Origin of the sequence: Sulfitobacter sp. M05 (assembly GCF_029285175.1) — a bacterium.
GTDB lineage: Bacteria > Pseudomonadota > Alphaproteobacteria > Rhodobacterales > Rhodobacteraceae > Sulfitobacter.
The window spans coordinates 1603718-1620527 of the sequence record NZ_JABEDH010000001.1 but is presented as its reverse complement, the minus strand read 5'-3'; the positions used below and the strand labels follow the sequence as shown (position 1 = coordinate 1620527).

The window sequence follows — 16810 nt, the reverse complement described above, 5'->3', positions numbered from 1 at the left end:
CATGGGACGCATCAAAACAATTGCACGGCGTAGTTTTCTGGTTGGGTCTGCGGCCATACTCGGCGGTGTGGCCTTTGGCACCTATATGTATAAACGCGAGGTCGAGAACCCGCTTGAGGCGGGGCTGGCTGATGGTGAAGTGACCTTTAACCCCTTCGTCAAGATTGACGCAGGGGGGGTTACATTGATCACACCGCGCGCGGATGTCGGGCAGGGGGCCTATTCGGTACAAGCGCATCTGATCGCTGAAGAACTGGATGTTGATCTGGACAGAGTAAGGATTGATCCGGGACCGCCTGCGCCGGCCTATTACAACGGTGTCGTTGCCGCCGAAGGGATGCCGATTGCCGCAACCTCTGACAGCTTTATGGCCCGTGCAGGGCGCGGGGCCTCTGATGTGGTGGGCAAATTGATGGGTCTGCAATTGACCGGTGGATCCAGTACGGTGCCCGATATGTATGATCGTCTGCGCATGGCGGGGGCCATGGCCCGCGAGACGCTGATTGCGGCGGCAGCGTCCCAGACGGGCCTGTCGGCGGATCAGCTGCGCACCGAAAAAGGCGCGGTGGTGCTGCCGGATGGGACGCGGATGGACTATGTTGATCTGGCGGCCACGGCGGCAGAAACACCCGTAGTTGAGGATGTTACTTTGCGGGATCCGGCCACATGGCAGAGCTTGGGGAAACCGCACCGGCGCACTGATATTTTGGCAAAATCCACAGGTACGCAGGAGTATGGCATTGATCTGATGATGGACGGGATGGTGCATGCCACCACCCGCACAAATCCGGCCATTGGCGGCGGCATCTTGGGATTTGACGCAACCGAGGCCAAAGCCATGCGCGGAGTGAAGGCCGTGGTGGCAATCACCGGCGGCATTGCCGTGGTGGCCGACAATACCTGGCGCGCGTTCCAAGCAGCGCAAGCGGTAGAATGCGACTGGGGGCCGTCGCCCTATATCGGGGATACCGCAGATCAGTTTGACGCGGTGGCTGCATCCTTTGTCGCGGAGCGGCAGGACAGCCAGTTCAAGGACGAGGGCGATGTGACTGCGGCGCTGGAGGGCGCGTCAGAGGTGATGGAGGCCGAATACCGCATTCCCTATCTGGCCCATGCGCCGCTTGAACCGATGAGTGTTGTTGTCCAGCTGAGTGCAGGGCGGCTGGACATCTGGACCGGGACACAAATCCCGCGATTTGTTCAGCAGGGGGCCGCGGGGGTTTCTGGTTTGGACCCCGAACAGGTGCATGTGCATGTGCTGATGTCGGGCGGCAGTTTTGGGCGACGACTGGAAGATGATTATGTCCGGCAGGCCGTAGAGATTGCCATGCAGATGCCCGATACGCCGATCAAGATGGTTTGGAGCCGTGAAGAAGACATGACCCATGATTTCCCCAGACCGCTGGCGATGTCGCGGGCGCGGGGTGTGGTCGCGCAGGGAGCGGTGCAGGCTTTTGATTTGTCGATTGCAGCCCCTTCGGTCACTGAATCCTCCCTCGCGCGGTTGGGGCAGCCGGCGATGGGGCCTGATGTGGCGATCGTTGGGGGGGCGTGGGATCAACCTTTTGCCATCCCGAATTACCGCGTCACCGGATATCGGGTGCCGGCCATGGTGCCGGTCAGTTCCTGGCGGTCGGTCGGGGCGTCGGGCAATGGTTTCCTGCACGAGAGCTTTCTGGATGAGCTGTGCCATGCCGCCGGGGTTGACCCGATGACCGAGCGCCTACGCCTTTGCGCGGATGATTTGTCGCGCGCGGTGCTTGAGGAAGTGGCCAAGATGTCCGGTTGGGGCAGTGATCTTGGGCCGAAACGCGGACGCGGATTGGCCTTCACGCTGGCCTTTGGCGTGCGTACTGCGCAGGTGGTCGAGGTCACCGATACAGACGAGGGCATCCGGATCGACAAGGTTTTTGTTGCCGCTGAAGTCGGGCGTGTGCTGGACCCGGTGAATTTCGAAGCCCAGTTGTCGGGGGGCGTGATATGGGGATTGGGCCATGCGATGAACTGCGAGACCACCTATGCGGAGGGTGTTGCAGAGCAGGATAATTTCCATGCCTTCGAGGGGATGCGTTTGTACCAGACTCCGCAAATAGAGGCACGCGGGCTGGAAAACGGCGACAAGATACGTGGCATCGGTGAGCCCGGTGTGCCGCCTGCCGCGCCCGCTTTGGGCAATGCGATTTTTGCCGCTACGGGTCAGCGGATCAGGGAGTTGCCATTTTCGAAGTCGGTGGATTTTGTATGAGGGGGATGCTTGTCGGATTAATGATCGCCGGTTCCGGGGTTTCGGCGCAAACCGTGACCCGTGAAGAGGGGCTGGCGGCATGGGACCGGATTTATGCTGTGGCCTCGCATCCGCGTTGCACGAACTGCCATGTCGGGGCGCAAGAGGCACCGATGTGGGCCGGGCTGGGATTTGGCCGCGCTGTGCCCCACGGGATGGGGGTCAAGGCGGATGACAGCCGCATCGGTGCCGAGAGCATGCCCTGCCGGACCTGTCACATTACGGCGGCGGGACGCGACGTGGCCTCCCCCTCGGCGCCTCAGATCGAGGATGCCTGGCGGTTGCCCCCGGTCGAGCTGGACTGGTTGGACGAAACCAGCGCCACCCTATGCGCGCAGCTGCGCGACCCCGCGCGCAATGATAGTCATGATATTGCGGAACTGGCCGAACACCTTCGCAGTTCGCCCTTTGTGGCTTGGGGTTTTGCCCCCGGTGCTGGCCGGTCAAAGCCGGCAGGCAGCGCGGATGCCATGGCACACGATGTGGAGATATGGGGCGCGGCAGGGAGCCCTTGCCAGTGAGGGGCGCTCTGAGGTGAGTGCGGACAGTATTTAAGGCCAAAAAGAGGGGGAAGGGAGCATTTGTCGGCTAGGGCATTGTGCCGCCTCGCTGGAGGGCCGGATGATTTTGCCCGCTGCGCGGCGTTACTGCGTGCCAAAGGGGCTGCGGCGTATTTGATGAAACATGCCCTGCGCGTCCTGTCCCATCAGGGTCACGGCATCAATGAGCAGGGTTGTCGGCAAAACCGGGGTGATCAATGCGTGGGCCTGCGCCAGAACAGGGCCATGTGTGTTTTCGCGCAAGGGACCCGTCAGAGTCATGTGAAACTGGAAATCCTCCATGACATAGGGATAGCCCCAGTTGCATAGATATTGATCTTGTCGCGGGGTAAGGCGTGATCTGCGCCGACGCGCAATATCTTCTTCTTTCAGGGGCGCGCGAAACCTATCCAGTTTCGTGACAACTGCTGCGGCCAGTTCTTGCAGCCCCGGCTGAGCTGATGTTGGGCGCAGGGCGAGGAAGCCATGGGTTGTGCTGACCTCCAGCGGGCCAAGGCGGACGGCGGCGTGGTTTTGTGCGAACTCATCAAGCGCTTGGCGCAAGGTTTCAGGGGATGCGGTTTGCGCCAGATGAAATGGGGCTTTGAGGGTGGCGTGAAAGCCGTACTGGCGCGGTCTGGCGGTAAGTTTTGCTAGATCAACCCCGGCTATCTCAGGGCGGGCAACGTCTGCGCTTTTTGCCGAATCCCAGCCCAGCCATGCCGCCGTGCGCTCTGCAAAGGGGCCGGCGGCGGGGGTATAGAAAATCGCGTATCGTTCGAAAACCTTGTCCGTCATCTTTCGGCTGCTCCTTAGGGTCAGGACCCCTTAGTTCTGTATCGCCCGGCGGGTTTTGCCGCTTCCATCATCACATCTATTTTAAGCAGAAGCACCGCTGCCCGACAGGGGATTTCTGCACAGATGTTCCTTGTTGGCGAACAAATCTGGCAAACTGACGGCAAGGGATTAAGGGGTCCCGGCCCTAGGGGCAGCAAATAACGATCTTATGCCGCAAATGGGCGTCCTTGCAAAGGGCTGTGTGACTTTCAAAGAAGTAAGGCGGCTGAGTGAATGGTGTGAAAAATGCTTGCCAAGGCACTGGTATTTGCGCCATCAGAGGGCACGGGTTGGCGATGGCGTCGCCGGCATCATGCGATGCACATCCCGTTCACCTTCCTGAACGCCGGGACTTTTGTTGCTGCTTGCGCGGTGAGAAGGGTGCGGCCCGATCACAGTGCGCCAGCAGCTTTTTCGAAGGTTGTTTGCCATGAACCGTCCAGAATTCTATCGCTTTCATCAGGGGGAAAAGACCCTTCCTTTTGCCGGTCAAGAATATGAAAGCCGTCTGTCCCTGTTGCGCGCTGACATGCGGGAGGCGGGCGTCGAGGCCTGTGTTTTTACCTCGATGCAGAACGTCGCCTATTACTCCGGTTTCCTTTATTGTGCTTTCGGGCGTCCTTATGGTCTGGTTGTGACCCTGACCGATGCGGTGACGTTAAGTGCTGGTATTGATGCGGCCCAACCGTGGCGGCGCAGCCATTGTGATGCCATCACCTATACGGATTGGCAGCGTGAAAATTATTGGCGGGCCGTTCGCTCTGTCACAGGAACGGGGCAGGTTATCGGCATTGAAGGGGATCACCTGACCTTGACCCAGAAGGCGGGGCTGGATACCTATCTGGCACCCAAGTCGATAATTGACATGGCACCTGCCACCATGCGCCGCCGGATGCATAAATCGCCGGCCGAGATTGCGTTGATCCGTGCCGGTGCCCAAGTGGCGGATGTGGGGGGCTATGCCGTCAAAGAGGCTGTGCGTGCAGGTACCCGCGAGATTGACGTCGCGATGGCAGGGCGTGATGCCATGGAGCTGGAGATTGCCAAGCGATTTCCCGATGCCGAATACCGCGATACATGGGTCTGGTTCCAGTCCGGGATCAACACTGACGGGGCGCATAACCCGGTCACGGCGCGTGCGTTGCAGGCGGGTGACATCCTCAGCCTGAACACTTTTCCGATGATCTCGGGCTATTACACCGCGTTGGAGCGGACGATGTTTGTCGAAATGGTTGATCCGGCCAGTCTGGCAATCTGGGAGGCCAATGTCGCAGCCCATGAATATGGCATCAGCCTGTTGAAACCGGGGGCGCGTTGTTCAGAGGTAACCGAACAGATCAATCAATTCTTTGAGGCACGTGGTTTGCTGAAATATCGCAGCTTTGGCTACGGGCATTCTTTTGGCGTGCTGTCGCATTATTACGGGCGCGAAGCGGGGTTGGAACTGCGCGAGGACATCGACACGGTTCTGGAACCCGGCATGGTCATTTCCATGGAGCCAATGCTGACGATACCTGAAGGCACTGATGGGGCTGGCGGGTATCGCGAGCATGACATTTTGATCATTAACGATGAGGGGGCAGAGAATATCACGGGTTATCCCTATGGGCCGTCCTTTAATGTGATTGCCTGAAAAGCGGCAGTGCGGCGGGTCTTTGGCCTGTCGCACTGCCCCTTCTTGATTGTACTGCAAGCGGTGCAAGTGCCGGTTTTCGTTTGCAGTGGATTGAGATTTGATCATAATTTGGGCTGTAGGCGACAATCATTGTCGGACTGGTGTGTCTGCTGCTGCGTGTTGCAAGCGTAATTACAACCGCCCCCGAGGTTCCCGGGGAGGCCTTCCTTGCGGAGAAATGCCATGACGATCCTCCCTGATATTATCATCCAGAACGGCGCATTGGTTACCTTTGATCCAGCGAACCCCGCCGCAGAGGCGCTGGCGATCACCGGTGGTCTGATTTCTGCCGTTGGCAGTAACGCCGGAATTGCCGCGCTGGCCGGCCCGCAGACGCAGGTGATTGATGCCTGCGGAGGTACGGTTCTGCCCGGGTTTATCGACAGCCATGTGCATTTGTTTGGCGGTGCGGTCGAACTGACCTGTCTCAATCTGTACGGTGTTGTCGGTCTTGCGGAAATGACACGGTTGATCCGCCCCTATGCGGCGGCCCATCCAGAGGATGAATTGGTGTTCTGTGTGATGGCGGATTACGGCATCCTTGGTACTGGCACGACACCAACGCGCCACGACCTTGATCAGATCATCGCGGACCGCCCGATGGCGCTCTATGCGCCGGACCATCACACGATTTGGGCCAATACCGCGGCGTTGGAGGCGACAGGGCTGATCGACGCCCCCGAGGTGGATGCCGGATCGACCATTGTGAAAGGTCAGGACGGCAAAGCCAGTGGCGAATTGCTCGAACCCGGTGCCTATGGACCGATCCTTGAGATGACCCGCCACAAGGGCCGCGACATGCTGGGTTTGGTCACAGGGCGTGATCCGAGCCCCGCCGCCACCCCGGCACAGCGCGAGATGGACAAGGATGTGATCGAGACGGGGCTGCGCCATTGCGCCGCGCAAGGCATCACCGGATTGCATTTGATGGACGGTAATCTTTACCAATTGGAACTGCTGAGCGAGCTGGAGGCCGAAGGCCGGTTGCATTGCCGGACCATGGTGCCGTTCCACTTTAAAGGCACAGATGCCATCGCCCGCATCGCGACCGAAGGCGTGGCCATGCGCGACCGGTTTCAGGGCGACAAGGTTTGGTGCGGCCATATGAAAATGTTCATCGACGGGGTGATCGAAAGCGGTACGGCCCTGATGCTTGAGCCTTATCCCGGCAAGATGGGCGAAGACGATAACCAAGGCGATGCGGTGTTTTCGCAAGACCATTTTGTTGCCGCTACCATCGAAGCAGATCGCCACGGTTTCCAAATTGCGGTTCATGCCATCGGGGACGCGGGTGTGCGGCGCACAATTGACGCCTATGCGGCGGCGCGAAACGTCAATGGACCTCGTGACGCCCGCCACCGCATCGAACATCTTGAGGTAATGCACCCTAGCGACATTCCGCGACTGGCTGCCTTGGACATCGTCGCATCAATCCAGCCCGGTCATGCGCCTATCGGGCATATTTTCCCGTCTGATGACATCGGTGCCTGTTTGCATCCCCATCAGATTGAAGGGGCCTATGCATGGCAAACCATTCGCGACAGTGGCGCTCGGGTGATCTTTTCAACGGACTGGCCGGTGATGCCTGTGGATGTCATGCCCAATGTAAAGGCAGCCATTGCGCCGCTTGATCTGGGCCCCGGCTGGGTGGACCAGACCCAAAGCCTGACGGATACGCTGGCCAGCTACACCCAGGATAACGCTTGGGTGGAATTCAACGAAGACGTCAAAGGCATGTTGAAACCCGGGATGCAGGCCGATGTGGTCGTGATGAGCTGTGATCTGTTTGCGCTGGCACCGGACCAGATCACTTTGGCCCATGCGGTCAAGACGATATGCGACGGGCAGATCACTTATTCAGCCGTCTGAGGCACTGGCTTTTTCTGCGGCTCGGCGACATCGGTTTGTTTCTGCGCGGTGCGCAACTTCAAAGGGTAACATCGTCGGGGACACACATATGGTCTATATAAAAAGGCCCCCGCAAGGGAGCCTTGATCGTTTCGTCCTATGCCACATCACCCCGCACAATAGGTCAAGCGGGGAAGGTGGGTATGCGGGGTTACGCGCTTTCATTCATCCAGCTGTCGACCTCTTCTTTGGCCTGTTCTTTGGTCTTGCCGTAACGCTTCTGGATCAAGCCTTCGAGCTTCTCACGCTCGCCTGCGGCTTCTTCCAGCTCATCGTCGGTAAGATCGCCCCATTTGCTGCGTGCCTTACCCTTCATGACTTTCCATTCGCCTTTAATCTGGTCCCAATTCATTGTCGAACTCCTGTCAAAACTTCAATTTTTGTCGTCTGCAAGGTCAACTACGCTGTGGCGAAAGCGTTCCAAAAACGATGACCGGAACCATTTGCGTTACAGTTGGTTGTCCCCCTTTGGTCCGGAGAACGAATATGTCCCTCAAAAGCGCTATCTTTGCTGCTGCCCTCACGATTTTTCCCGTTGCCTCGCTGGCCGAACAGGTTGGCAATGTCGACGTTGACTGGCTTGGCAACGACATTCTGATCGAGGCGTTTTCCGATCCCGAAGTGGAAGGGGTGACCTGTCATGTTGCCTATTTCGACCGTGGGGTGATTGACCGTCTGCAAAAAGGGAACTGGTTCGAAGACCCCTCGAATGCCTCCGTCTCCTGCCGCCAGACCGGTCCGATCACACTGGGCGACATTGAGCGCGATGATGAGGGCGAGCGGGTGTTCTCGGAACGCCGTTCAATCATCCTGAAATCCTTGCGCGTCACCCGGATTTTTGACGAGGCCAACCAAACTTTGATCTACATCGCCCATGCCAATGAATTGCAAAACGGATCGGCCAAAATGTCTATTTCCACGGTTCCTTTGTTCGATCCCGCCGTTGCGCGCAAAAACTGACGCTGCAAGAGGGAACGAAGCGCGTCCACATCGGTTGTTTTGTGGAAAGGAGACTTCAAATGACAAATGCTTTGAAACCAACCCCCGAGGTCGTGGAAATCAAAACTGGTGTGACAGACGCCAAGGTTGTGGCCAAGGACTTGGCCAAGGTCCTGTCGGATACCTACAATCTGACGATCAAGACTCACGCCGTTCATTGGAATGTGGAAGGACCGATGTTTTACGCGGTGCATAACCTGACAGAAGCACAGTATGGTGACCTGTTCGCTGCCGCAGACGAGATCGCCGAACGTATCCGTGCGCTGGGGCATCTGACTGCCATGTCGCCCTCGGCTTTGCTGAAAGGATCGGTTGTAAATGACATCACTGAAGCTGCGGATGCGATTACCTTGTGTAATAGTCTGGCAGAGGATCACAGCAAGGTTGCCAAGCGGTTGCACGATGTGATCGAAAAGGCAGCAGACGCAGGCGACCCGGTGACCGAAGATCTGGCTACCGCACGGGCGGCGTTTCATGAAAAAGCAGCCTGGATGCTGCGCGCCCTTGCGACCACCTAAAAGGTAAAATGCCCTATGTTCTTCAGTGCGCGGATCAAGAAATATCTTGATGACATAAGGGCAAGTTACTGGTTCGTGCCCACATTTTTGGTGCTGTCCGCGATTCTGCTGGCCTTTGCGGCCCTGATCGTGGACGGCCATCCCGAAATTTCCAAACTCCGCCCCCGCTGGATGAACGATGTGGTCAGTGCCGAAGGCGCGCGTGCCATTGTTTCGGTTATCGCCCAGGCGATGATTGGCGTGGCGGGGGTGATGTTCTCCCTTACCATGCTCGCAGTGTCCTTTGCCTCGGGGCAATTCGGTCCGCGCCTTGTTGGGAATTTCATGCGCGACAGGGGCAACCAATATACCCTTGGTGTGCTGATATCGACCTTCACTTTTGCTCTGTTGGTGCTACGTGCTATTGAAAGCCCACAGGACGATGTGGCGGCTTTTGTCCCGCATTTCTCCATCATTCTTACGATGATCCTCGCGCTCGTGTCGGTGTTTGTGATGATTTACCACGTCCACCATGTGCCCGAAACAATCAGCGCGTCCAATATCGTGGCAGGGTTGGGCCAGCGTTTTGGCCGTGATATCGAGGCCTTGCTGGACGCTGAGCCGGTGGCAGTGACCGTGTACCAGTCCGACGCGGTCGATGTGTATTTGCGCACCTCGGGATATATCCACAATATTGCACAAGACAGGCTTGGCGACCTCGCCGCGGAAAATGGTTGGGTAATCGAGATACTTGAAACCCCCGGTGCGTTTATGAACCCGCACCGCCCCGCCTTGCGGGTCTGGGGTGCGGTGTCTCCCTTGTCCCAAGAGGTGGAGCGGTGCCTGCGGGAAGCCGTGGCGCTTGGCCTGACAAAAACAGAGAAACAGAACCTGATTTTTATCGCGGAAGAACTGGTCGAGATCGTGGCCCGCGCGATGTCACCGGGGCTGAACGATCCGTTCACCGCGATCAGCTGTATTCAATGGATGGAGGCCGGCTTGGCCGCGATGGTACGGGTGGACAGGCAGCTGCATATTTTTCGCTGCGAGGGCGTTCTGGCAAACCCGATTAAATTCGACGCGTTGCTGAACGTGTCGTTGGGGGGATGTGTCAGTTATATTCAGGATGACCCCCTTGCACGCAAGGAGATGCTAAATACGCTTGAACGCCTTTCCGATTTGGCCACTGACACCAATCGGGCCGCCGTGGACGATTTGGCCAAGCGGATCAGATCAGGGGTCTGACCGGTTCCGCTTCGGGATCAACCGCAGCGATTTTGGCCAGCTTCGCCAGATCGGGAACGCTTAGGCGTGCCTCTTTCCAAACCGCCAGCCCCTTGCTGCGAAAGCTGCTTAGAATTTTGTTGGTATGCACCAGCGATAAGCCCAAAGCATCCGCTAGATCCTGTTGCCGGTAGGGCAGGGGGACGGAATTGCCTTTCTTCAGATCAAGCGCCGAAAGGTGGATGAACAAGCGTACCAAAGCCCAGGCAAGACGTTCTGTGCCGGTCCGTTGGCCCAATGATGCGACGGTTTCGCCAAGAAAATGCTCTTCTACCGCGGCGACCCAAGTCAGATCAAAAGCACGTTGCGGTTCATGTTTGAACAAATCCCAGAGGGCAGACCGGTCGAAGACGCAGAGAACCATATCGGTTGTCGCCTCAACAGAGTGCTGCATCTCTCCCATGACCGCAGCTTGCAAGCCGATAAAGTCACCCGGCATGATAAAGCTGATGACCTGTCGCTCGCCGGTTTCCAAGGTCTTATAGCGCAGTCCCATGCCGCTGAGGGCGGTAAACACCTGCGGCGTGCTCGATCCTTCGGATAAGAGGGGTGTGCCTGAATCAACGGACAGCTCACCCACCTTAAATCGCTTCATAAACGTCAGGGTTTCAGCATTAAAGTCTTTGAAAATGCGTTTCGGGCGAAGTGGACAGTTGTCGCACGAAACGCCATTTTTACTGCGACCGGATTTTCTCTGAAACAAGTTGGTCACCTAAAAGATTAGAGTTGCTTTAGACAGAGCGGTCCTTGTGGCGCCCCTGTTCGAAGCCCTGCAAGAACGACAAGACGACCATTTGCAGCGGTGTCATATCTTGCGGCAGTTGCTGCTGCTGTTGCGCGGCTTTGGCTGGGCGATTGGGCTCTTTCAGGCCGGCAGCGGCGGCAATCGCCGCAGCCCCCAGATAAAGGGCCCCGATGACGGTTGCTGCGAACAGATCTGAACGCAACTCGCTTAGCACCATCCAACCCGCGGCGGTCAAAAATGCCGCACCGACGCACCCCAACAGGGCGGCTGCGGAAAAGGCCGCGCCTTTGCGGGCGGCCTTCTCTACTTTCTTTTCGATGCCAAACATTAGCGGCGTGCCGAAATCATGCCGACCAGGAAGCCGATGCCCGCCGCGATGCCAACGGCGGCACCCGGGTTTGCCCGCACAGCATCCTCTGCGTCGGAATAGGACTTTGTCGCTTTCGCCTTCACCGCGTCCGCCGCTGCGGTGCCGTTTTCGACAACATTGTTGGCCTTGGACGTCGCCGCCGCTTTCACAATGTCGCCCTGTGCCTTGCCGTATTCGGCGACGGTTGCCGTCAGATTGGCGATGTCGTCGCGTAGGATAGCCATCTGTTTGGTGACGTCTGTGTTCAACTCTGCAATGTTGCTCTTTGTTGACTGTGCCATAAGGTGTCTCCTTTGTTTACGTTCACCATCCAAACCCCGGCGCAGCGGAATGGTTCCAAGTATTTTGATCAGTGCCCCTCGATAATTTCGGAAGACGAGAAGAACATGGCCTGACTGACAGCAGAGCGCACTTGATCTTCGGTGTAGGGCTTTGAAATAAGGAACGCTGGTTCCGGACGGTCACCGGTCAGCAGGCGCTCTGGGAAGGCGGTGATAAAGATCACCGGAATGTCGCCGGCGTCTGCGAGAATTTCATTCACAGCATCAACACCAGAAGAACCATCCGCCAGCTGAATGTCGGACAGGATCAGGTCGGGGCGTTCGGTTGCCGCCAGTTTGACCGCGTCTTTATGCTTGCGGGCGACACCGGTGACATTGTGGCCCAGTTCGGTGACGATCTTTTTGATATGCAATGCGATGATGGCTTCGTCTTCGATGACAAGGATGTTGCCGGCGACGGATTTTTCGACTTCCTGCTCAGCGATCCGCAGCAGTTCGGTTGCTTCGCTCTCTTCAATTTCCATGATTTCGGCCACTTCCGCCACAGAAAAATCTTCGATGGTGTTCAGCAGCAACGCCTCGCGTGTGTTTTCTGTCAATCGTGACAGATGCAGCTGCGCTTGTGCGGTCATGCCGGTCTCGTCGTCCTGCACCGGGGCACCAAGGCTGGACCAGATGCGGTGAAAAGCACCAAAAAGCGCGACTTTGTGACTGGAGGCCGTTTCAAAAATGGAACGATCTGTCAGGAAGGCCTCTAATGTGGTTGCGGCGTACCGATCCCCGGTTTGCTGTGAACCGGTCAAAGCCCGCGCATAGCGGCGCAGGTACGGCAGCAGGTCCGCGACCACGCGCGAAAGAGGCTTTTCTGATGCGGTCTGTGTCATTGTGTTTCCTTGTTTTCTTTATTTTCTTTGGAACCAAACTCGACATCCGTGGTTTGGTTCCATCTAATATGTGAAATTTTTCCGTTTTGCGGGGTTCAGAAAATCTATGGAGAGCATCCGGGCCATGAACAATGAGAATAGACATGAGAACCAGCGTTCCGCGCTGATAAAAGAGCAATTACGCAGGTCCTTTCAGGAAAAGGCCGAGGAAGAGTTGCCGGCAAACCTTACTTCCCTGATCGAGCAATTGCGACAACAGGATGAGCAAAATGGCAAATGACGTCATCGCGGATATAGATCCGAGAGACGAGCTTGTGACACATCTGGGTGCTTTGCGGGCCTTTGCCCTGAGCCTGTGTCGTAACGGTACGCTGGCTGACGATCTGGTGCAGGAAACCGTGATGAAAGCTTGGAAATCAATCGGCAAGTTTGAAGCGGGAACAAACATGCGCGCCTGGCTTTTCACAATCTTACGGAACACATATTATACAACCTACACGAAATCGCGCCGTGAAGTTGCGGACGTGGACGGGGTGCTGAGCGGCAATCTGGCTGTGAAACCTGAACATGATGGCAAGCTGGCCTATAATGACTTCCTTGAGGCCTTCGAGACCCTGCCGGATGACCAGCGCGAGGCGTTAACCCTCGTCGGGGCGTCGGGGTTTGCCTATCACGAGGCGGCAGAAATGTGTGGTGTCGCCACCGGCACGATGAAAAGTCGTGTGAACCGCGCCCGTCAAAAACTGGTCGAGTTGCTTGATCTGTCACCTGACGACTCGCTTGAGTTGACGGATTCGGGGACTATGGCAGTAGTCGTTGCGGGGCAAAGTGTCCGAAAAAACTGATGGCACTCAACGCGGTCCGTCCAGACAGGCAGGCTTTGAGGTTCTGGTCACAGCGCAAGAGGCTTATCCAAAGCTTGAAGCACTGTTCCTGGATGCACAGCACAGGGTCGACATGGGGTTTCGCCTGTTTGACCCGCGCACGCGGTTGCTTTCGCGGCGTGCGCGGGAGGTAGGGGAAACCTGGGCTGACTTATTTCAGCATACCCTTAACCGTGGCGTGCCGATTGACCTAACCTTGTCCGATTTTGATCCGGTCATGGCGTTCGATCTGCACAGTCAGGCGTGGCATTTTGTTGCCCAGACAACCGCGCTGAACGAGCTGACGCACCGTGGCGCGGCGACGATAACTGTGCGCTGTATCCTGCATCCGGCCAGAGGCGGGATTGTCCCAAGGATGATGTTTGCCATTAAAACACGGCAGGCGCTTTCCAAGACGATTGCAAGGTTGAATGACGATCCTAATGGGCTTGACCGGCTGCGTTTTGCGCCCGGCCTGCACGATTTGATACGGGTTCGCGAGGGCAGGATAAAGATGCGCCCGACGGCGTTGCCGAGGCTGCATCCGGTTTCCCTGCATCATAAAATGGCAATTTTTGACCGCAGTGCCACCTATATCGGCGGGTTGGATCTAAACGAACGCAGGGTTGATGATGCCGGCCATGATCTGCCGGCGCAGGATACATGGCATGATACGCAACTGGTGTCGACTGATCCGGCCCTTGCGCGTGATGCTTGCACCTTTTTGACAAGGCTCCCGGATGTGATCAACCGTAAGGGGCAACCGCCCGAAACAAGCTCTGCGTTTCGAATGACGCTGTCGCGGCGGCGGGCCCGGACAAGCTTTCGACTGGCCCCGGAAAACGTCAAGGACACGCTGTTGCAGGAGCATCTGAAGCAGATCGCTGCGGCGCGCGAACTGATCTATCTGGAAACCCAGTATTTCCGCGACCGCCGGATTGTGGCCGCGCTGGTGGCTGCGGGCAAACGCAAACCGGACCTGCGGGTGATCGCATTGGTGCCTGCCGCCCCAGAAGAAGTGGCATTCACCGACGAGGTCTCATTGGACGCAAGGTTCGGCGAACACCTGCAAGCGCGCGGTCTGGGCCACATCCGTAAACAGTTTGGCGATCGGTTTTTGGTCGTCAGCCCGGTGCAGCCCCGCCGCCCGGACAAGCGTGATACGCGGGCTGCACGTGCGACGCTTGCTGGTGCGCCCATCGTCTATGTTCATTCGAAAGTCTCGATTTTTGACGATCACGCTGCCATTGTGTCATCGGCAAACCTGAACGGACGCAGCATGAAATGGGACGCTGAGGGCGGGGTGGTGGTCACGGAGGGGGCGCAGGTCCACGCGCTGAGCGACAAGGTTTCATTCCACTGGTTGGGGGAGGCACCGGAAAGCGGGTTGGCCGCGCGGTTCGAACAATGGAAGCAACGCGCCCTGTCAAACGAGGCCCTGCCACCGGAAGCGCGCAAGGGATTCATTGTACCTCATGCGCTGGAACCAAGTCGCAGCATCGGCACGGCCCTTCCCGGTGCCCCCGAAGAAATGGTCTAGGCGCGGGGCCGCGCAGCACTGCTTATAAATCTCGGAACCAATTCCCGACGCTCCGGTTATTTTTGCAGAAACTGAAACTGCTAAATTATTTGTGGAGACAGACCATGCTAGGTTGGGCTTTAACATTTCTCGTTGTCGCGTTGATCGCCGGGGCGCTGGGCTTTGGCGGCATCGCCGGTGCCTCTGCGGGTATGGCGCAGATCATCTTTGTGCTGTTCCTGATCCTGTTTGCCATCGCGATGGTGGCACGGGCCGTTCGGGGAAAACCACCGGTGTAAGCGCGTCTTGCGCTGCCGTTTAAGACCCTAAGCAAAAAGACCTCGCTACATAGCGGGGTCTTTTTTTATCTATGGGGGGTGTCTGCCGATGCCAATCCTTTGGCGGGTTCAGCCCTGTTCTGTCAGCGGGTCAATTGGAAAGGTCAGCCTGACCTCAAACCGGTCCTCTTTGATGCTGGCGGCAAAATCACCGGACAGCTGCATGGCAAAGGCTTCCATAAGCTCGGAGCCCAGACCGGATGAGCGTTCGGGGTCCGCAGGGGCGGTCTGAGGGGGGATAGAGTTGGTGATCAACACTCTGGCGATGTCATCCTCCAGCACCTCAAGGCTCAGGCGCAGGGTTGTGCTTTGGCCTTCAGGCGCGCCAATGTATTTCAGCGCATTGGTCATCGCTTCGGTCACGAATAGGGACAGGGGCACAGCCTGATCCGGTACCAGTCGGATTTCCTCGAATTCGGTTTCCAGCTTGATCGCGGTATCGCGCGCCGCAGCCATTTTGACCACCTGATTGACGATCACATTCAGATGTTCGTCCATGCTGATGTCGGCCTGTCCCGATGTCTGGTACAGGCTCCGGTGGATCGTTGCGAGGCTATTTACCCGATCATGCAGGCTTTGCATGATCTGTTTTACTTCCTTTGACCGCGTCTGGCGCATCTGCATACTCATGATTGACGCAATCAGTTGCAGGTTGTTTTTCACCCGGTGGTGAACCTCGCGCAACAGAACATCCTTTTGGCGCAGCGCGTCTTCTATTTTGGCTTCGTCGCGCAAAACCATATCTGTCATGCTGATGTAAGTGTCTGCGACGTCCCGCAATTCACGCGGGGCCCATTGGAACTCCTGATCTGTGGTGGTGCGTCGCGTGCTGGCAAACTCACGCATAGTGCGGCGCAGCCTGACGACATGGCGGGTAACAAAAAGCGACGTAGCAAACCACGCAACGGCCAGGCTGGCCAGCCACATCAAGGCCGGAAACAACGCCGGATTCGTGAGATAAAAACTGCCTCTGACGTCATGATCTAGGGGCCAGGTAGACAGAGCGTAAAGCTCTCCGTTGACCACCGGTACCAATGCGTAAAGCCGTTCCGTTCCGTCCGCACCTTCTGCGCGAAAGCTCTTTGGCTCTTCTGAAATATATTCGCTGGGATGCAGCTGGGGCATGACCGCCTTGCCCTTTTCCAAAGATTCAGGTGCTGTCAGCACAGAACCGAGCGAATTCAAGGTGATAAAGACCGCGTTTGTGGGCACTGACGCTGACTTGCGCAGCTCTTTATGTGGGATCGAGACCCCTATGAACCCCATCAGGCCACCGGAGCTGTCATAGACGGGATGGGAGGCATAAATGACTGAGGTGCCCGAGGCCGGTGCGTCCTCGTTTACCAGAACAAGTGGTTTGGGGTCCGCAACCTGTGCCTCAAGCTGTGGTGTGACTTCGAACGAAAAGGGCGCAGGGGCGCTTGAACAGGTGACATTGCCGGCAGGGTCGTAAAAACCGGCGAATGAAAATGCTGTGTTTTGCAATGTCTGGCGCATCAAACGGCTGCATTCCTCGGGGTTTTCGATCAGCCCCGGCATCAGATGGCTAAGTGACTGGGCAACAGCCTTGGCCCCCTCGATGCTAAGGATCTCGTCTTGAACCGCGTTCAGCGTTACCCCTGTCAGCGCTGCACGTGACTTAGCGAGGGCCTCGTTTACCACGCTTTGTGAACGGACAATCGACACGATCATCAAAGGAAGCAACGCCACTGCCAGAACGACAGCCAGCCGAATACCCAGACGGTCCACACCGGCCCAGAGGTTTGCTAAGGTCTGCTTCATATGTC

Annotated in this window: 18 protein-coding genes; 11 read left to right on the top strand and 7 right to left on the bottom strand. The window is 57.3% G+C overall.

The window, feature by feature from the left end; translation table 11 throughout:
* The first annotated feature begins 1 nt into the window (after position 1).
* Positions 2-2245 (top strand): molybdopterin cofactor-binding domain-containing protein, encoded by a 2244-nt coding sequence (locus HKX44_RS08015; RefSeq protein ID WP_276150745.1) that lies wholly within the window; start codon positions 2-4, stop codon positions 2243-2245.
* Entirely contained in the window at positions 2242-2805 is a 564-nt protein-coding gene (locus HKX44_RS08010; RefSeq protein WP_276153704.1) for a hypothetical protein, read from the top strand. The genes HKX44_RS08015 and HKX44_RS08010 overlap by 4 nt, the downstream gene beginning before the upstream one ends.
* 123 nt (positions 2806-2928) lie before the next feature.
* On the opposite strand, the gene HKX44_RS08005 is transcribed toward HKX44_RS08010, so the two are convergent.
* Complete coding sequence (locus HKX44_RS08005) at positions 2929-3621, bottom strand: DUF1045 domain-containing protein (RefSeq protein WP_276150743.1); 693 nt, start codon at positions 3619-3621, stop codon at positions 2929-2931.
* Positions 3622-4090: 469 nt separating this feature from the next.
* Between HKX44_RS08005 and HKX44_RS08000 the strand changes: the two genes are divergently transcribed.
* Complete coding sequence (locus HKX44_RS08000) at positions 4091-5293, top strand: M24 family metallopeptidase (RefSeq protein ID WP_276150742.1); 1203 nt, start codon at positions 4091-4093, stop codon at positions 5291-5293.
* Between the two features lie 225 nt (positions 5294-5518).
* On the top strand, positions 5519-7204 hold the full coding sequence (locus HKX44_RS07995; protein WP_276150741.1) for an amidohydrolase: 1686 nt from the start codon (positions 5519-5521) through the stop codon (positions 7202-7204).
* A gap of 190 nt (positions 7205-7394) precedes the next feature.
* On the opposite strand, the gene HKX44_RS07990 is transcribed toward HKX44_RS07995, so the two are convergent.
* Positions 7395-7595: a CsbD family protein gene (locus tag HKX44_RS07990; RefSeq protein ID WP_276150740.1), complete on the bottom strand. Its 201-nt coding sequence runs from the start codon at positions 7593-7595 to the stop codon at positions 7395-7397.
* A 134-nt stretch (positions 7596-7729) separates the two neighbouring features.
* On the opposite strand from HKX44_RS07990, the gene HKX44_RS07985 reads away from it, so the two are divergent.
* The 3 genes from HKX44_RS07985 to HKX44_RS07975 are packed head-to-tail and all read left to right on the top strand — an operon-like array spanning position 7730 to position 9984.
* Entirely contained in the window at positions 7730-8203 is a 474-nt protein-coding gene (locus tag HKX44_RS07985; protein WP_276150739.1) for a CreA family protein, read from the top strand.
* 59 nt (positions 8204-8262) lie between these two features.
* Positions 8263-8760, top strand: coding sequence for a DNA starvation/stationary phase protection protein (locus HKX44_RS07980; RefSeq protein ID WP_276150738.1), 498 nt, complete (start codon positions 8263-8265; stop codon positions 8758-8760).
* A gap of 15 nt (positions 8761-8775) precedes the next feature.
* Entirely contained in the window at positions 8776-9984 is a 1209-nt protein-coding gene (locus HKX44_RS07975; protein ID WP_276150737.1) for a DUF2254 domain-containing protein, read from the top strand.
* Here HKX44_RS07975 and HKX44_RS07970 read toward each other — a convergent pair.
* From HKX44_RS07970 to HKX44_RS07955, 4 genes are all read right to left on the bottom strand, one after another.
* On the bottom strand, positions 9968-10618 hold the full coding sequence (locus HKX44_RS07970) for a Crp/Fnr family transcriptional regulator (protein ID WP_276150736.1): 651 nt from the start codon (positions 10616-10618) through the stop codon (positions 9968-9970). The two genes, HKX44_RS07975 and HKX44_RS07970, sit on opposite strands and share 17 nt — an antisense overlap.
* A gap of 136 nt (positions 10619-10754) precedes the next feature.
* Entirely contained in the window at positions 10755-11096 is a 342-nt protein-coding gene (locus HKX44_RS07965) for a phage holin family protein (protein WP_276150735.1), read from the bottom strand.
* Positions 11096-11419 (bottom strand): DUF883 C-terminal domain-containing protein, encoded by a 324-nt coding sequence (locus HKX44_RS07960; protein WP_276150734.1) that lies wholly within the window; start codon positions 11417-11419, stop codon positions 11096-11098. Before HKX44_RS07960 ends, HKX44_RS07965 begins: the two co-directional genes overlap by 1 nt.
* A gap of 68 nt (positions 11420-11487) precedes the next feature.
* Positions 11488-12303 (bottom strand): response regulator, encoded by an 816-nt coding sequence (locus tag HKX44_RS07955; protein ID WP_276150733.1) that lies wholly within the window; start codon positions 12301-12303, stop codon positions 11488-11490.
* 124 nt (positions 12304-12427) lie between these two features.
* Here HKX44_RS07955 and HKX44_RS07950 point away from each other — a divergent pair, with 124 nt between their 5' ends.
* The 4 genes from HKX44_RS07950 (at position 12428) to HKX44_RS07935 (ending at position 14984) form a co-directional block, all read left to right on the top strand.
* A complete protein-coding gene (locus HKX44_RS07950) occupies positions 12428-12583 on the top strand; it encodes a NepR family anti-sigma factor (RefSeq protein WP_276150732.1) in 156 nt (51 codons plus the stop codon).
* On the top strand, positions 12573-13148 hold the full coding sequence (locus tag HKX44_RS07945; RefSeq protein ID WP_276150731.1) for an RNA polymerase sigma factor: 576 nt from the start codon (positions 12573-12575) through the stop codon (positions 13146-13148). Before HKX44_RS07950 ends, HKX44_RS07945 begins: the two co-directional genes overlap by 11 nt.
* Positions 13132-14706 carry a phospholipase D family protein gene (locus HKX44_RS07940; RefSeq protein ID WP_276150730.1) on the top strand — a complete coding sequence of 525 codons (1575 nt, stop codon included), beginning with the start codon at positions 13132-13134 and terminating at the stop codon, positions 14704-14706. The genes HKX44_RS07945 and HKX44_RS07940 overlap by 17 nt, the downstream gene beginning before the upstream one ends.
* A 104-nt stretch (positions 14707-14810) precedes the next feature.
* Entirely contained in the window at positions 14811-14984 is a 174-nt protein-coding gene (locus HKX44_RS07935) for a DUF1328 domain-containing protein (RefSeq protein ID WP_276150729.1), read from the top strand.
* 108 nt (positions 14985-15092) lie between these two features.
* On the opposite strand, the gene HKX44_RS07930 is transcribed toward HKX44_RS07935, so the two are convergent.
* Positions 15093-16805: a histidine kinase dimerization/phosphoacceptor domain -containing protein gene (locus HKX44_RS07930; RefSeq protein ID WP_276150728.1), complete on the bottom strand. Its 1713-nt coding sequence runs from the start codon at positions 16803-16805 to the stop codon at positions 15093-15095.
* Positions 16806-16810: the final 5 nt, after the last annotated feature.

Excerpts from the sequence above, each read along its gene's own strand:
- HKX44_RS07945 (WP_276150731.1), top strand. The coding sequence starts at position 12,573 with ATGGCAAATGACGTCATCGCGGATATAGATCCGAGAGACGAGCTTGTG.
- HKX44_RS08005 (WP_276150743.1), bottom strand. The coding sequence starts at position 3,621 with ATGACGGACAAGGTTTTCGAACGATACGCGATTTTCTATACCCCCGCC.
- HKX44_RS07970 (WP_276150736.1), bottom strand. The coding sequence starts at position 10,618 with ATGAAGCGATTTAAGGTGGGTGAGCTGTCCGTTGATTCAGGCACACCC.
- HKX44_RS07930 (WP_276150728.1), bottom strand. The coding sequence starts at position 16,805 with ATGAAGCAGACCTTAGCAAACCTCTGGGCCGGTGTGGACCGTCTGGGT.
- HKX44_RS07950 (WP_276150732.1), top strand. The coding sequence starts at position 12,428 with ATGAACAATGAGAATAGACATGAGAACCAGCGTTCCGCGCTGATAAAA.
- HKX44_RS07980 (WP_276150738.1), top strand. The coding sequence starts at position 8,263 with ATGACAAATGCTTTGAAACCAACCCCCGAGGTCGTGGAAATCAAAACT.
- HKX44_RS08000 (WP_276150742.1), top strand. The coding sequence starts at position 4,091 with ATGAACCGTCCAGAATTCTATCGCTTTCATCAGGGGGAAAAGACCCTT.
- HKX44_RS07995 (WP_276150741.1), top strand. The coding sequence starts at position 5,519 with ATGACGATCCTCCCTGATATTATCATCCAGAACGGCGCATTGGTTACC.
- HKX44_RS08015 (WP_276150745.1), top strand. The coding sequence starts at position 2 with ATGGGACGCATCAAAACAATTGCACGGCGTAGTTTTCTGGTTGGGTCT.
- HKX44_RS07965 (WP_276150735.1), bottom strand. The coding sequence starts at position 11,096 with ATGTTTGGCATCGAAAAGAAAGTAGAGAAGGCCGCCCGCAAAGGCGCG.
- HKX44_RS07985 (WP_276150739.1), top strand. The coding sequence starts at position 7,730 with ATGTCCCTCAAAAGCGCTATCTTTGCTGCTGCCCTCACGATTTTTCCC.
- HKX44_RS07960 (WP_276150734.1), bottom strand. The coding sequence starts at position 11,419 with ATGGCACAGTCAACAAAGAGCAACATTGCAGAGTTGAACACAGACGTC.
- HKX44_RS08010 (WP_276153704.1), top strand. The coding sequence starts at position 2,242 with ATGAGGGGGATGCTTGTCGGATTAATGATCGCCGGTTCCGGGGTTTCG.
- HKX44_RS07975 (WP_276150737.1), top strand. The coding sequence starts at position 8,776 with ATGTTCTTCAGTGCGCGGATCAAGAAATATCTTGATGACATAAGGGCA.
- HKX44_RS07990 (WP_276150740.1), bottom strand. The coding sequence starts at position 7,595 with ATGAATTGGGACCAGATTAAAGGCGAATGGAAAGTCATGAAGGGTAAG.
- HKX44_RS07935 (WP_276150729.1), top strand. The coding sequence starts at position 14,811 with ATGCTAGGTTGGGCTTTAACATTTCTCGTTGTCGCGTTGATCGCCGGG.
- HKX44_RS07955 (WP_276150733.1), bottom strand. The coding sequence starts at position 12,303 with ATGACACAGACCGCATCAGAAAAGCCTCTTTCGCGCGTGGTCGCGGAC.